This is a genomic window from Bacteroidia bacterium (genome assembly GCA_041391665.1).
In the GTDB taxonomy this organism is placed as follows: Bacteria; Bacteroidota; Bacteroidia; order J057; family J057; genus JAGQVA01.
Window position 1 is genome coordinate 2,827,580 of sequence record JAWKNO010000001.1, and the last position, 14,783, is coordinate 2,842,362.

The 14,783-nt window shown below is 39.0% G+C and carries 18 protein-coding genes; 9 read left to right on the top strand and 9 right to left on the bottom strand.

Annotated features, from left to right (window positions below):
* The first annotated feature begins 70 nt into the window (after positions 1–70).
* The 9 genes from R3D00_11495 to R3D00_11535 all read left to right on the top strand — a co-directional run bounded on the left by R3D00_11495 (position 71) and on the right by R3D00_11535 (position 10,255).
* Entirely contained in the window at positions 71–484 is a 414-nt protein-coding gene (locus tag R3D00_11495; protein ID MEZ4773798.1) for a transcriptional repressor, read from the top strand.
* A 46-nt stretch (positions 485–530) separates the two neighbouring features.
* The gene (locus R3D00_11500) at positions 531–860 is read left to right on the top strand and encodes a DUF6660 family protein (GenBank protein MEZ4773799.1); all 330 of its coding nucleotides are present in this window, start codon (positions 531–533) and stop codon (positions 858–860) included.
* A gap of 297 nt (positions 861–1,157) precedes the next feature.
* Positions 1,158–5,537, top strand: a complete 4,380-nt coding sequence (locus R3D00_11505; GenBank protein MEZ4773800.1) for a CusA/CzcA family heavy metal efflux RND transporter — start codon at positions 1,158–1,160, stop codon at positions 5,535–5,537.
* 2 nt (positions 5,538–5,539) lie between these two features.
* Entirely contained in the window at positions 5,540–6,811 is a 1,272-nt protein-coding gene (locus R3D00_11510; GenBank protein ID MEZ4773801.1) for an efflux RND transporter periplasmic adaptor subunit, read from the top strand.
* A 41-nt stretch (positions 6,812–6,852) separates the two neighbouring features.
* Entirely contained in the window at positions 6,853–7,242 is a 390-nt protein-coding gene (locus R3D00_11515) for a DUF302 domain-containing protein (protein ID MEZ4773802.1), read from the top strand.
* A 10-nt stretch (positions 7,243–7,252) separates the two neighbouring features.
* Positions 7,253–7,471 (top strand): hypothetical protein, encoded by a 219-nt coding sequence (locus R3D00_11520; GenBank protein ID MEZ4773803.1) that lies wholly within the window; start codon positions 7,253–7,255, stop codon positions 7,469–7,471.
* The gene (locus R3D00_11525) at positions 7,468–7,710 is read left to right on the top strand and encodes an acyl carrier protein (GenBank protein ID MEZ4773804.1); all 243 of its coding nucleotides are present in this window, start codon (positions 7,468–7,470) and stop codon (positions 7,708–7,710) included. The genes R3D00_11520 and R3D00_11525 overlap by 4 nt, the downstream gene beginning before the upstream one ends.
* Entirely contained in the window at positions 7,703–8,326 is a 624-nt protein-coding gene (locus R3D00_11530; protein MEZ4773805.1) for a hypothetical protein, read from the top strand. The genes R3D00_11525 and R3D00_11530 overlap by 8 nt, the downstream gene beginning before the upstream one ends.
* Positions 8,327–8,332: 6 nt before the next feature.
* Positions 8,333–10,255: a heavy metal translocating P-type ATPase gene (locus tag R3D00_11535; protein ID MEZ4773806.1), complete on the top strand. Its 1,923-nt coding sequence runs from the start codon at positions 8,333–8,335 to the stop codon at positions 10,253–10,255.
* Between the two features lies 1 nt (position 10,256).
* Here the strand turns inward: R3D00_11535 and R3D00_11540 are convergent, their stop codons facing one another.
* From R3D00_11540 to R3D00_11580, 9 genes are all read right to left on the bottom strand, one after another.
* Complete coding sequence (locus R3D00_11540; GenBank protein ID MEZ4773807.1) at positions 10,257–10,433, bottom strand: hypothetical protein; 177 nt, start codon at positions 10,431–10,433, stop codon at positions 10,257–10,259.
* Positions 10,434–10,443: 10 nt separating this feature from the next.
* Positions 10,444–10,911, bottom strand: a complete 468-nt coding sequence (locus R3D00_11545) for a hypothetical protein (protein MEZ4773808.1) — start codon at positions 10,909–10,911, stop codon at positions 10,444–10,446.
* Positions 10,908–11,342: a hypothetical protein gene (locus R3D00_11550; GenBank protein ID MEZ4773809.1), complete on the bottom strand. Its 435-nt coding sequence runs from the start codon at positions 11,340–11,342 to the stop codon at positions 10,908–10,910. The genes R3D00_11545 and R3D00_11550 overlap by 4 nt, the downstream gene beginning before the upstream one ends.
* Positions 11,342–11,878 carry a M15 family metallopeptidase gene (locus tag R3D00_11555; protein ID MEZ4773810.1) on the bottom strand — a complete coding sequence of 179 codons (537 nt, stop codon included), beginning with the start codon at positions 11,876–11,878 and terminating at the stop codon, positions 11,342–11,344. Before R3D00_11555 ends, R3D00_11550 begins: the two co-directional genes overlap by 1 nt.
* Before the next feature lie 160 nt (positions 11,879–12,038).
* Positions 12,039–12,368 (bottom strand): hypothetical protein, encoded by a 330-nt coding sequence (locus R3D00_11560; protein MEZ4773811.1) that lies wholly within the window; start codon positions 12,366–12,368, stop codon positions 12,039–12,041.
* Positions 12,369–12,377: 9 nt separating this feature from the next.
* On the bottom strand, positions 12,378–13,718 hold the full coding sequence (locus tag R3D00_11565) for a hypothetical protein (protein ID MEZ4773812.1): 1,341 nt from the start codon (positions 13,716–13,718) through the stop codon (positions 12,378–12,380).
* Between the two features lie 6 nt (positions 13,719–13,724).
* The gene (locus tag R3D00_11570; GenBank protein ID MEZ4773813.1) at positions 13,725–14,123 is read right to left on the bottom strand and encodes a hypothetical protein; all 399 of its coding nucleotides are present in this window, start codon (positions 14,121–14,123) and stop codon (positions 13,725–13,727) included.
* On the bottom strand, positions 14,062–14,427 hold the full coding sequence (locus R3D00_11575) for a hypothetical protein (protein ID MEZ4773814.1): 366 nt from the start codon (positions 14,425–14,427) through the stop codon (positions 14,062–14,064). The genes R3D00_11570 and R3D00_11575 overlap by 62 nt, the downstream gene beginning before the upstream one ends.
* Positions 14,411–14,779, bottom strand: a complete 369-nt coding sequence (locus tag R3D00_11580) for a hypothetical protein (GenBank protein ID MEZ4773815.1) — start codon at positions 14,777–14,779, stop codon at positions 14,411–14,413. The genes R3D00_11575 and R3D00_11580 overlap by 17 nt, the downstream gene beginning before the upstream one ends.
* Between the last annotated feature and the right edge of the window lie 4 nt (positions 14,780–14,783).

The following is a 14,783-nucleotide window of genomic DNA, read 5'->3' on the forward strand; positions in this document are numbered from 1 at the left end:
TGAGATAGTAGCAATTAATTTATTAGACTATATAAACTTTTAGTCAAGGTGAAACGTATATTTAAGGCTCATGAATGAAAAATTAGAACAAAAATTATTATCGAAAAAAATCAAGCCTACAACCATGCGGTTATTGGTACTGCAACAATTGATGCAGCGTTCCAGTGCTATAGGTTTAACCGAATTGGAAAGTTCATTTGAACGGGTAGATCGTACCACCTTATACCGCACCTTAAAAACGTTTGAAAAAAACAAACTTATTCATAGCATTGATGATGGAACCGGAGTTCCTAAATACGCACTTTGTCTGGAAGGATGTGAATGTAATCCCGAAGACCTTCACGTTCACTTTCATTGTACCCACTGTAAAGAAACTTTTTGTGTTACGCAAACAAGTGTGCCAATGGTGCAACTACCTGTTAATTTTGAGCTTGCGGAAATCAATATGGTCATAAAGGGTATTTGCGGAAATTGCAAACAGTAACTTTGCAATACCATTGCATTTCCTTTTTCCTTAAATTTGTGGTCAAATGAAATTCTTCGCAGTCATATTAGCCACTTTTATTTTGGTTCTATCTATAGTACCATTTGAGGGTGCTTGCTGTGATACACAATGCGAAGAAGTTTATTCTGGACTGGATACTAAATCTGACCAAGAGAACAATGGAGGTCAACAAAATGAAACATGTCCTCCTCTATGTGGCTGCCAATGTAGCCACATTCACGTAATCTCTGTTGTTTATAATAAAGTTGATCGTCAATTAGCTCCGGTTAATGACAATAAGCTACTAAGAGCTTATAACGATGGCATTTCTTTCGATTTAATTCATGCCATTTGGCATCCGCCAAAAATTTCCTAATAGTTATCAAATTGTTGTATTGATTAAACACATGAGAAGCAAATAAACTTTGTTTGCTAAGTGTGATGGTACACACATCTAACATCCGATAACAACTTCCCGCAGTATTATTTTTAATGTCTTACAGCTATTCCTGTAAAAATCACCTCCAAATAAATGGGGAAATGGAAGAAAAAGATACCCTTGTGGCAAAATATTATAAGAATTGTAGTCATCGTGCTATTCAGCACCCTTTTGATACTCGCTATTATTGGTCGGCTTTGGCATTACTACACAAAACACTTAAATCAATAGTTCATGATAGATAAACTCATAGCGTTCTCAATAAAGAACAAATTAATAGTCGGGCTGTTTGTAGTGGCACTTATTATTTGGGGTGGTTACTCCGTAAATAAGCTCCCGATAGATGCTGTACCTGACATCACAAACAACCAGGTACAAGTGCTCACACTTGCACCCACACTTGCAGCACAAGAGGTAGAGCAGTTTATTACCTACCCCATTGAAATTGCATTGGCCAATGTGCCAGGAGTAATTGAAAAGCGTTCAATCTCACGATTTGGGATTTCGGTAGTAACGATTGTTTTTAAAGATAATATGGACACCTATCTGGCCAGACAACTTGTAACGGAACGATTGAAAGAAGCTGAACAAGATATTCCCAAAGGTTTGGGATCTCCTGAACTGGCTCCTATCACAACTGGCTTGGGTGAAATATACCATTATGTTTTACATACAGACCCAGGCTATGATACCGTCTATTCTGCAATGGAGCTGCGAACCATCCAAGACTGGATAGTAAAAAGACAGTTAGCAGGAACGGAGGGAATAGCTGAAATAAGTGGATGGGGTGGATTCCTAAAACAATATGAAGTAGCCATCAATCCTGAAAAGCTCAATAGCATGAATGTAAGCATTGCGGAAGTTTTCAAAGCATTGGAAAAAAACAACGAAAACACAGGTGGTGCATACATTGAAAAAGGTTCCAATGCCTATTTTATTAGAGGTATCGGGCTTGCCAAAAAATTGGAGGACATAGAAAAAATAATTGTAAAAAGCGAAAAGGGAGTACCTATTCTCATTCGTGATGTGTCAACAGTTCGGTACGGAAATGCAATTCGATATGGTGCAGTTACACGAAATGGAGAAGGTGAAGTTGTTGCCGGTGTAACGCTGATGTTAAAAGGAGCCAATACAGCCGAAGTTGTTGAGCGAGTAAAAGAAAAGGTGAAGACCATACAAAAGTCATTACCAGAAGGGGTTACAATTGAACCTTTTATTGACAGAACTAAACTCATTGACAAGGCGATCGGCACAGTTAGCAAAAATCTTATTGAAGGTGCGTTGATCGTCATCTTTATCCTGGTATTGCTTCTTGGAAATGCGAGGGCAGGATTAATCGTTGCTTCGGTTATCCCTTTATCCATGCTATTTGCATTTGCCATGATGAACCTTTTTGGTGTTTCTGGAAACTTAATGAGTTTAGGAGCAATAGATTTTGGATTGATTGTAGATGGTGCTGTGATTATAGTAGAAAGTATAGTCCATCGAATTACCAGTCTAAAGAATACCAAGCGGATGAACCAAGCAGAAATGGATGAAGAAGTTTATCAAGCATCTTCAAAAATCAGAAGTTCGGCTGCATTTGGAGAAATTATCATCTTAATTGTTTATTTCCCGATACTGGCTCTTGTAGGCATTGAAGGTAAAATGTTTGGGCCAATGGCACAGACGGTTTCATTTGCAATTTTAGGAGCATTTTTACTATCACTTACCTATGTCCCTATGGCTTCGGCTTTATTCCTAAGTAAAAAAATCAGCCATAAAAGGACTATTTCAGATAGGATAATGGACTTTTTTCAAAAGCTCTATAATCCGGTCATTCATTACGCATTAAAGCATAAGATAGCAGTTCTCAGTATTGCGGTTGGTTTATTTGCCATTAGCTTATTCACATTCAGTCGTATGGGGGGAGAATTTATTCCAACACTTGAAGAAGGAGACCTTACTGTGGAGGCAACACTGATGCAAGGAACATCTTTGTCGCAAACGGTTAAAACCATTACTGAAATGGAAAAAATATTGATAAATAAATTTCCAGAAGTAACCGAAGTAGTTTCAAGAATTGGAAGTTCAGAAATTCCTACTGACCCTATGCCGATTGAAAGAGCCGATGTAATGGTGATTCTAAAAGACAAGTCAGAATGGACAAGTGCCGACAATAGGTTGGAATTGATGGAGCAAATGGAAGAAGCATTAGAAGTCCAGTTGGGTGTTCGGGTAGAGATTACACAACCCATCCAAATGCGTTTTAATGAATTGATGACCGGTATTCGGCAGGACGTAGCCGTCAAAATTTACGGAGAAGATTTGGATGTATTAGCTCTAAAGGCAGATGAAGTAGCAGATATTATTTCATCCGTAGATGGTATTAGCGAACCATTTGTAGAGCGAATTGCAGGACTTCCACAAATCAATGTTGAATACAACCGAGATAAAATAGCACAGTATGAATTAAATATTGAGGATGTTAATACAGTCTTAAAGACAGCATTCGCTGGCCAAGTAGCTGGAGTAATATATGAAGGTGAAAGACGATTTGATATGGTGGTAAGGTTAAACCAAGACTTTCGTACGGATATTGACGACATCAGCTCATTGTTTATTCCTCTTCCGTCAGGCAAACAAGTTCCGTTAAGCCAGCTTGCAACGGTAAAATTTCAGGAAGGGCCTGCACAAATTTCACGTGATGATACCAAAAGACGAATTTTTGTCGGCTTTAATGTCAGAGACAGGGATGTACAGTCAGTAGTTGAAGAAATTCAAGGAAAATTAGATGAACAGTTAAAACTGCCTTCTGGATATTACATCACTTATGGAGGTCAGTTTGAAAATCTGATAGCAGCCAAAAAAAGATTAGCCATTGCCGTACCAGCAGCATTGTTGCTGATTTTCGCATTGCTGTTCTTTACTTTCCGGTCTATCAAACAATCGTTATTGATATTTACAGCGATCCCTTTGTCCGCTATCGGTGGTATTTTTGCTTTGTATTTCAGGGATATGCCTTTTAGTATATCCGCTGGGGTTGGATTTATTGCCTTGTTTGGTGTAGCAGTACTAAACGGTATCGTATTAATAGGTTATTTCAATCGCTTGAAAGAAGAAGGGATGACTGACATAACCGAACGGGTATTAACAGGGACAAGAGTGAGACTACGACCAGTTATTATGACGGCTGCAGTGGCTTCTTTAGGATTCTTGCCAATGGCATTATCATCAACAGCAGGTGCAGAAGTTCAAAAACCTTTGGCAACGGTAGTCATAGGGGGCTTACTATCAGCCACACTGTTGACATTGGTAGTGCTTCCCATATTGTACATCCTTGTTTCGAGTGTCTATAAAAGAAAAGGAGGTATCAATAAGACAGCAATGATTATTGTGTTGGTATCCGGCAGCTTCATGTTTGCTCCTTCAAAGGCGAATGCACAGACCGATTCTGCCTCTGTTTTGACCTTAGACCAAGCCATTGAGCAAGCGGTAAAAAACAACTCTAGCATTAAATCTGCCAACTTGGAAGTGGAACGACAAAAAACCCTCAAAAGGGCTTCCTTTGATTTAGGTAAAACCAATTTTGACTACCAACAGGGACAATTCAATAGTCCGTTAGTAGATGATAACAAATTCGGGATTTCCCAAAATTTCTCTTTGCCTACGGTATATTCCAGCCAAGCTCGATTGACCCAGGCAAATATTAAAGGAAGTGAGCAACGATTGGCAGTTACCCAAAACGAGCTGATTGGTCAGGTAAAATCTACCTATTATCAATTGGTGTATTTGAATGCTTTACTGGACTTATTTCGTTCACAGGATAGCATATACAGTAATTTTAAAAAGGCTGCGGAACTTCGGTTTAAAACAGGTGAAGCCAATTTACTGGAAAAAACAACTGCTGAAACGCAGTTGATGGAAGTGAGGAATAAGATTGTCCAAGCCGAAGCGAATATTCAAATATTCCGAAGGCAGTTACAAGCATTATTGCAAATCGACCATCCTGCTGCAATTGCCAGAACCGAACTGGAAATAAAAGCAATTGACTTGCCTAAAGATAGTATGGCTCTTAATAGCAACCCCTATTTGGCTTATATCAGGCAACAGGTCGCAATTAGTCAGGCAGCTACGAAAGTAGAACGTTCAAAATTGTTGCCAGAGTTTTCGATAGGATATGTTAGCCAATCAATGATTGGAACAGAAACCATCAATGGAGTGGATCAGAATTTCACATCTACTGATAGGTTTTCAGCATTTAAAGTCGGGGTGGCCATTCCATTATGGTTTAGACCTCAAGCTGCTAAAATAAAGGCCGGCAAAATCAGTCAGGACATTGCAATAGCTGATTTGGAGTATTATCAAGCGACTATTCAGTCAGAATTTGAACAACTTGTCCAACAATTATTTAAATATCAAAGTGTACTGGACTATTATTCCCAACAAGCAATACCAAATTCAGCATTGATTATCCGAAATGCGGAAAAAGGGTATAAAGCAGGAGAGATAGGATATGTTGAGTATGTACAAGGCATTAATACCGCCTTGTCTATTAAATCAGCATATCAAGAGAATCTCAATCAGTACAATCAAACCATTATCTCACTTGAAACCATTATAGGAGGAAAATAATTATGAAAACAATAAATAAATATATAGCCATAGTGCTTGTGGGCAGCAGCATTTTTACTGCTTGCCAATCAGAAAAAACAGTTGAAGAAGAACACGAAGAAGAAACAATCGCTAACCAGGTTGAAATTACTTCCTCACAGTATGAACATGTGGGGATTCAAATGGGAACGTTTGAAAACAAAAACTTGAAAAATGTTATAAAGGCAAACGGTCATTTAGAAGTACCCCCTCAGTATCAGGCAAGTGTTTCTTCTTTTATGGGTGGAGTAGTAAAATCCATTCATGTAATTGAAAGTGATTTTGTAGAAAAAGGAGCTGTTTTGGCCACTTTAGAACATCAAGACTTTCTCAAATTACAGGAAGAATATCTTAAAACTAAAGGTAACCTGGTATTCGTTGAACAGGAATATGCACGGCAAAAAGAGTTGTATGAGGAAAATGTAAGTTCAGGGAAAGTTTTTCAACAAACCCAAGCTAATTACAACGCTGAAAAGGCAAAGTTCAGTTCGCTGCAAAACCAACTTAGATTATTGCATATTTCTACCGATGAACTCGAAAACGGTCAAATCAAAAACGCTATATCCATTCTCGCTCCTATTAGCGGATATGTCGGCCATGTGCGAATACGAATTGGAGAATACGTAGAGCCAAGTAAGCAACTTTTTGAGATTATTGACAACAGGCATATCCATGTTGACCTGTTGGTATATGAAAAAGACTTGTTCAAAGTTAATATCGGGCAAAAAGTCAGTTTTATTATGACCAACCAAGGTAGCGAGCAAATTGAAGGAGAAGTTTTTGGAGTTGCCAAAGCATTTGAAAATGAGACAAAATCACTTGCTGTACATGCTGAAATCAAAAACAATGAAAAGCTCGGCTTAGTACAAGGCATGTATGTCAATGCCCTTATAGCGGTAGGTGAACAAACGGTTAAAGCCATACCCGTTGAAGCTGTTGTTCGTTCAGGAGGCAGTGAATACATTTTTATTCAAGTTGAAGGAGAAGAAGACGGGAAAGCGAATAATGATGAAGATGAGAAGGAACAGATTGAGGAAGACAATGATGAAGACGAGACCAGTATGGAAGAATCCGAGGAAAATGAGGAAGAATTAACTTTTCGTATGGTAGAAGTAAAAACAGGAATTTCAGAATTAGGCTATATAGAAGTAGTTCCTATTGAAGACCTTGAAAATGACGTTAAGGTTGTTGTCAAAGGAGCCTTCTACCTGTTATCACAACTTAAAAATGCCGAAGGTGGAGACGATGATGATTAATTGACCGTATCAAACTATTTATTCACTAAAACAAACAGAAAATGGATTATTATTTTAAAACAACATTGAACAACATAACTTTTGATAGAGCCATCGAAAGAATTATAGAGGAATTAAAGACAGAAGGATTTGGCGTATTAACAGAAATAGACATCAAAGCCACCTTAAAGGAAAAATTGGATGTTGACTTCTATAATTACAGAATCTTGGGAGCTTGCAATCCTCCATTTGCTTATAAGGCACTGCAAGCAGAGGACAAAATCGGTACAATGTTGCCCTGCAATGTTATTGTTCAGGAAAGAGAACCAGGAATCATCGAAGTGTCAGCAGTAGATCCTGTTGCTTCCATGATGGCAATCGAAAATGAAGCATTGGGAGAGGTAGCTGTTCAGGTCAGAGATAAATTGAAAAAGGTAATTGAGCAACTATAAGATAAAAGCCATGAAAAAACTGCAACAACTCACCAAGGAAATTAACGAACTGACGTTAAAAATTGAGCAGGAATATCCAGAGGTTTATAGGTATCTGGATGAGAATCCAATTACAATCACATCATATCAGCATCCTGAGTTGACTGTAAAAACTTTCTCGGATTATCTGGATAGCTTAAAAGGCTTACTCCAAAGCCATATTGAAACGCATAAAAATAGTGAAACATGAATGATTTTACAGAAAGATTTAACAAGCTTCTGATTGACAAGCTCGGTGTCAGTCAGGAGGATATTCAACCGGAAGCAAAATTTACCGATGATCTGGGGGCTGATTCTTTGGATATGGTAGAACTCATTATGGAGTTTGAAAGTGAGTTTAATGTTTCCATTCCTGATGATGATACCGAACAGATACATACGGTAAGTGATGCCGAAACTTATTTAATGGAAAAAATAAACAATGATTAACCTACTTGCAGGAAGCATATTATTGAGCATCATTCATGCTGCCATTCCAAACCACTGGATACCAGTGGTAATGATTGGCAGGTCAGAAAAATGGAGCAAAAAAGAACTGATTGGAGTAACAGCTATCACCAGTTTTTCCCACACTTTAAGTACTATATTGCTTGGTATTGTGATTGGCATTATTGGATATAGGTTATCCAATACTTATCATCTCATTACAGATGTTGTTGCTCCATTAGTATTGGTACTTATGGGCTTGATTTACTTTTCAATATCGCTCAAACATAACGATCATGAACACCTTCCATCACAAGAAAGGCTAAAGAATAAATCTAAACCGGCTATCATCGCTACGCTGGCATTGAGTATGTTCCTCTCACCTTGCCTAGAAATTGAAGCCTACTATTTTGTTGCTGGAACACATGGACAGATGGCTGTTTGGTTGCTATCAGCAGTTTATCTTGTGGTAACAGTTGCCGGAAGCATTCTGCTTGTTGTTTTGGCTAATAAGAGCATCGAAAAGTTCAAATGGCATTTTCTGGAACACCATGAAAAAAAGATAACTGGAATAGTGTTGATAGCATTGGGCTTGTTATCGTATTTCTTTAAACATTAAAATATTATGAGTAAAAGTTGTTGTAACGAAGTACTAAATAGTGAGCAGGGAAAAACTTCCTGGCTCGATAAATACCGTCCCTATTTTCCGGCAGTTTTCAGTTTTGCGCTGCTGGCAACTGGTATTATTGTGGAACAGATTAGCCCTGAAATATTTAAAACCGAATTGCAGCTATTGGTCTATGGTATAGCCTACTATGCCGTAGGGAAACCTGTTGTGTGGAAAGCGTTGAAAAAACTATTTACGGCAGATATATTCAATGAGTTTTTCCTAATGAGTTTAGCAACTATTGGTGCATTTGCCATTGGAGAATATGCCGAAGGCGTAGCCGTTATGCTATTTTATACCGTAGGTGAATTGTTTCAGGAAGCAGCCGTTAACAAAGCCAAACGCTCCATCGAATCCCTGCTTAAATTACAGGTAGAAGAAGTAACGGTTTTAAGTAATGGGAAAACAGAGATTAAGCATCCGAAGGAAGTGGAGATCGGGCAAGTGATACAAGTGAAATCTGGTGAAAAAGTAGCATTGGATGGAGAGCTGCTTACCGAACATGCAGCTTTTAATACCGCAGCACTTACCGGTGAATCAGTACCTGACGACAAGAAAAGAGGCGATAGTGTTTTAGCTGGCATGGTCAACCTGAATACACTGGTAGAAATAAAAATTACAAGTAAATATGAAGACACCAAACTGTCCAAAATTCTGAAACTGGTACAAGAAGCTACAGGCAGAAAAGCAAAAACTCAGCGATTCATTACCAGCTTTGCTAAAGTCTATACACCCATTGTGGTGTTCCTGGCAGTAGCATTAACCTTTTTGCCTTACTTTTTTACAGATACTTATGTCTTCAACGATTGGCTGTACCGGGCACTCATCTTCCTGGTTATATCCTGCCCCTGTGCATTGGTGGTATCTATTCCACTCGGATACTTTGGCGGTATCGGTGCAGCATCTAAAAACGGTATCTTGTTCAAAGGCTCCAATTACCTTGACCAGGTAACCAAAGTAGATACCGTAGTGATGGATAAAACCGGAACCCTCACCAAAGGAATCTTTGAAGTACAAAAGGTGGTTTCAGAAGAATTCGATGAAAAGGAATTTGTAAAAATGGTAGCAGCTCTGGAAGTAAACTCCACTCATCCCATAGCACAAGCCATTGTCGAATATGCAGGAGAGGCCTATAAGGAAGTTTCTGTTACGGGGGTTGAAGAAATATCTGGGCATGGGTTAAAGGGGAAAGTGAACAACAACGAAATCCTTGCAGGTAACAGCAAATTGCTCGACAAGTTTAATGTAACCTACGACAAGCAATTAAATAACCTGACCGACACAATGGTTTTGGTGGCTATTGATGGCAAGTATGCCGGATACATTACTATTGCAGACACCCTGAAAGAGGATGCAGAAGCAGCTATCAAGGCCCTGCATGAAGCCAACATAAAAGAGGTAATCATGCTTTCGGGTGATAAGCAGGTAGTGGTGGATAAAATTGCAGGTCAACTGGGATTGGATAAAGCCTTTGGAGGATTGTTGCCCGAAGACAAAGTGAAAGAGGTAGAACGACTGAAAAGTGAAGGCCGTTTGGTCGCTTTTATTGGCGATGGCGTAAATGATGCTCCCGTTATTACCGTTGCCGATGTAGGAATGGCAATGGGGGGATTGGGAAGCGATGCAGCCATTGAAACAGCCGATGTCGTGATTCAAACCGATCATCCTTCTAAAATTGCTACTGCTATCAAAATAGGTAAAGCAACCAAACGTATTGTGTGGCAAAATATAGGACTGGCCTTTGGCGTGAAGCTGATTGTTCTGGTATTGGGAGCTGGCGGATTGGCAACTATGTGGGAGGCTGTTTTTGCTGATGTGGGAGTGGCACTTTTAGCAATATTCAATGCAATTCGGATACAGAAAATGAATTTCAATAAATAATTCAATTTGACAAATAAGCTTTCACCGCCTCCTTCAATTCAACATTACCTGTTGGTGAATCGAGGTCGGAAAAATGAAAAATTACAAACGGTTGGGCTTGATCGTCTTTTTGGTAGCGGACACCAATCATTTTTTGACCGTTGTTTTCCTGAATGGATAATTTTAGTATTTCAATCATAGTAGTTCGTTTAATAGACTTCCGGTACACCTCCCGATAAGAGGGCTTTTACAGTTCCTAATATGGCATTGGGTTTTGATTCTAATGCTTTGGCAAAAGTGCCCGGCCAGGAAGATGATGAAGCATAGCCTCTTCCATGAACATCACCGGTATAAATGTTGTCGCCAATATTTACAGGGAAAACAGTCATTTTTATATCCGCAATACCTGATGTTTGGATGGTTACCAATTGACCAATTCCACCGCCAGTTTTCACTACTCCAATAACATCTTCGCTGTAATACAAATTGGTTGTTGTTACCGATAAAGGATTATTTTTCTCAATGATTACCACATCACCGGGTTCTAAAATTTGAGCTGAACGGTTGGTTAATTGAATTTCACCACCTCCAGTTCCACCTCCCGGATCTGTTCCACCAGTTTCCTCAATGATGGTTTGACTTGCCTTTACAAAGCGTTGTTTATTGATATACCTCATGTGTTATTTGGAGATTGATAATATTGCACTCTTATAACATGGCTTTTCCCTGTCTCAATTCCGATAACTCGAAAGCTTTCCAAATTCCATCGACCGGTAATTTCGTAAAGGTCATTGTCGCCTAAAGCAATACCTGAATTTGCACTTGGATCGCTACCGTTTTCTTTGAAACGAATCACTTTTGATTTATCTGTTACACTTGCATCTGCTTCAATGGAAATAGTTGCAGAAATTGCATTTTCAGGAATGGTTAATTGAGCTACCTCCGTATCTGTAACCGCCAAGTCTTCATAACCTTGCTCAGTTTCAGGAATGGTTAGTCTTCCGTTTTCACCACTTTGAATCAGTATTAACTCTTCCAAATAATCCAACATGGAAGAGGCATTGCCATTTCGATAGGCGTTTTTATGTACTCTGGTTGCTTCGCTCATTATGCTAGGTTTGCTAAGTTTTGTTGTTCAGTCCAAAGCTGTGCAATGGATTTACCACCTCGGTCGTAAAAATGTGGACGGTCTTTAAAAGAAGTCCATCGACCTCCCCAGGAAAGACCAACACTTTCACCAATAACTCCAAGGGTATTCCATACCGATTCAGGCACTTTGTAATTCGCTCGTCCATCCACAATAGGAACAATATCTATTGCTACTCCTACATTGTGATCCGACTGTCCGCATTTGGCATTGGTAACAATTCCTCCGGGAGCTGTTCGTCCTTGTGCATAGAGTTTGTTTTGCTCTTCACAATCACGATAGGCACTGGTTACTTTTAGTGGGATGCCTGCCTTTTGAGCTTTGATAAGAAACTTCTCGACCTTCTTTCTTACTTCAGGTCGAAGTTGACGGAGCTTTAACTTGGTTTGAATATCCAATTTCTTGTAAAGCCAACGACTTGCAATAGCAATACCAATGACACCCACAAGGATACCAACCCCCATAAAGACTACCTTTTTATCTACCTGAACTGCCATAGACTATGCTTGTTTTTGACAACTACAACCACCGCTTTCACCGCTTTGGCATTTGCAGCTCTTTTTCATTCTCAATAGATTGATTGAAATGTTTGCAATGGACAATACCATAAATGTTGCAAACAAGATGTTCATTGTTTTATTTTCCTTCATGACGTACTTATTTTATGCGTTTTAGCTCGTTAATTAATTCCTTATTCTGTTTTTCCATGTGAACCACTTTTTTCTCCAAATCTTGGATGCGTTTGCGTTGGTTCTCTATTACTTTTTGTAATGCTTCTGTATGTTCCTCCGATTCTTTGATTCTCTTTTCTAACATTTGCGACCACTGTATCCAATTTGCAACAATCTGATTTTCTGCCTGTGCATGCAGGTTAATAGCCTCTGCTAACTTCACTTTCTTGTCGGTACGTAGGCGAATAAGGATTTCAAGCAGCTTCCAAAACCCGGTAGCTCCTAAAATCAGCGTAATTATTTTCCATAGTTCCATATTCATCGTTTAAGCAGGTGAAGTAGCATCGTATTCGATTGGGTATTTGGCGATATAGGGATGAATATTGAATAACAATTCATCGTTCGGATCTATAAAATTTCCAAATATTGATACCCTTCCATTACCATCAATGTTGTAAAAGAAAGTTTCACCTTGATTACTAGTTAAAGTCCCTGATAAAGCTCCAGTTGGACTGTTGTTAGGCTTTGGGAAATTCATTACCCATGCAGCAACAGAACCAGTTCCACCGGTACGTTTTAATCGAATATCTTTAATCAGTATCATGTTTCCATTTACTACTGAATAGCGATTTCTTCCCGGTGTATGATACATGGTCGTTCCTATCTGTTCAGCCGTGATGGTAAGGAGGGATTCCCTATTAAGGTAATTATCCAATCGAGTTTTCAATCTCAATGGCGTAATAGCTCTTTGGTTATCAGCTCCTAAATCCGTCTCTGCCTGAGTAGCAATTTCGATTAAGCCGATAAGTGTTTCGGTCGCCAGTCTTGAATCCAAAAGTGTTTTCAGTTTCAAAGGGGTAATGGCAGTCAAATCATCTATTCCACCATTCACCAAAGCCTGTGAAGCCACTTTGATTATTCCTGCAATAGTTTCGGTTGCTTGCGAAACATTGCTTTGAATCACATTCCATGAAGCTCCAACGCTTGCCTGATCACCTCCGGCATTGTCAACTAAACAAACAATTACATCCATTTCCTGAACATCTTCTCCAGCAGCTCCACCAATTTTACCTCCGGCACTTACCGTATAAGCATCTCCGGCTAAGGCTGCCGGGTAATTAGGATTCGTTGAGCAGTCAATAGTTCCTTTGTTTTCCCAAAGTCCTGTTACCTTATCAGCTACATAGCTTGCAAGCTTTTGAGGGGTTACAAAAGTTGAGTTACTTGTACCTGCATTGACTTCTTCAATCGTGGCAACTCTCGCTTTTCCTTCAACGGTTTCCGATGCCGTTTCAATACTCGATTTTAGACCGGCTACTACTTGAAAACAAGTCCCATCAAATAGTAATAAATAATGATTGATGGTTCCCAAATCATCGGCAGCTAAGTCCACCAATACACCGTTCACGGCTTTCATTATTGGAACCGCTCCCTTACCATTGATATTGATTGTTGAAACGCCTGAATTACCATGATTAAATTTCACCTGAATACTCAATCCTTGTCGGTAGGCATTTTTCAATGCAGGATCTAATTCTAACACATAGTCATCTGTTCCACCAGTTGTAACACCAAAACCACCGAGGCTATTTTCCACCGGAAAATCACCCACATAGTTTAAATCGTTTAGGTTCACATCACTGCTATATCCACCAATTGCACTCATAATTCTTTAATTAAGTATGGCTAAGATTCCTATGATTCCAATGCTTACTCCAAGCCCGGTTCCTAGGAATATCTTATCTCGTTTATGTCGTTTCACTTCTGTTATTAGATAGCCCAATTGCAGGTTTACCTCATTGTTCACCTCTTTACTATTGGTAATGATGCTTTGATAGTTGATCGCTTGATTATGGAGCAACTTAATAGTTGAATCCTGCTGCTGAATCAAAGAATCTTGCAAAGCCAGTTGTGTATTTTGCTCAACTGTAATGCTATCCTGATACTTTTTGCCTTCCAGTTCAATAGCAATTACTTTTGCCTGACTTACTGTAAAGCAGAAAAGTGTATCATTCTGAATGGTGTAAACTGTCGGTTTCAAATTCTGCGAAAAACCGATACAGTTCATCATTATCATAATTACCAATAGCCCTAATCTTTTCACTTTTCCTGTGTTTAAGTTGTTCTAAATCCTTGTTTCGTTTTTTTAGTTCTTCCTTTATGCCATCTTGTTTTTCCAGTTGTTCAGTAATTTGCTTTTGTAAACCCTGATTGATAGCTAAGAGGCTGTCGTTTTGCTGTTCCAGTTTCTTGATGGTTTGCTCGTAATTGGGGTTTAGATTAACCGACCTATCCTTTGAGCTCCAATACCATACAAAACCTATAATAGTCATCAGCCAAAGCACCAAGACTACATGGCTAAGTCGCATTTTCATTTTCCTTTAGCGTTTTGTAATCCGTTCTTTTGCCTGTGATGTAGCGGACTAACCCATCTAAAATGAGTTTGTGAAAAACAAAGGCAAACACGAAGGATTGAAACAGTACTTCAATATGCTTTACTTCATATCCACGAATGAAATAAAGGATCACGGCATAGACTAAACCCACCAATGCCGTTCGGTATCTTCGTTTGGATGAAATATTGGTTTTCTGCTTGATCTGATTGGTAAACTTTTGTGAGTTGATGCCATATCCGATAATGATAAAAGTGAGAATGTAAGCCCAATCAAGGCTTTTGACATATCCCATAATTTGTGTTGCTATTTCTGAAATAATTCCTGTATCCATAATT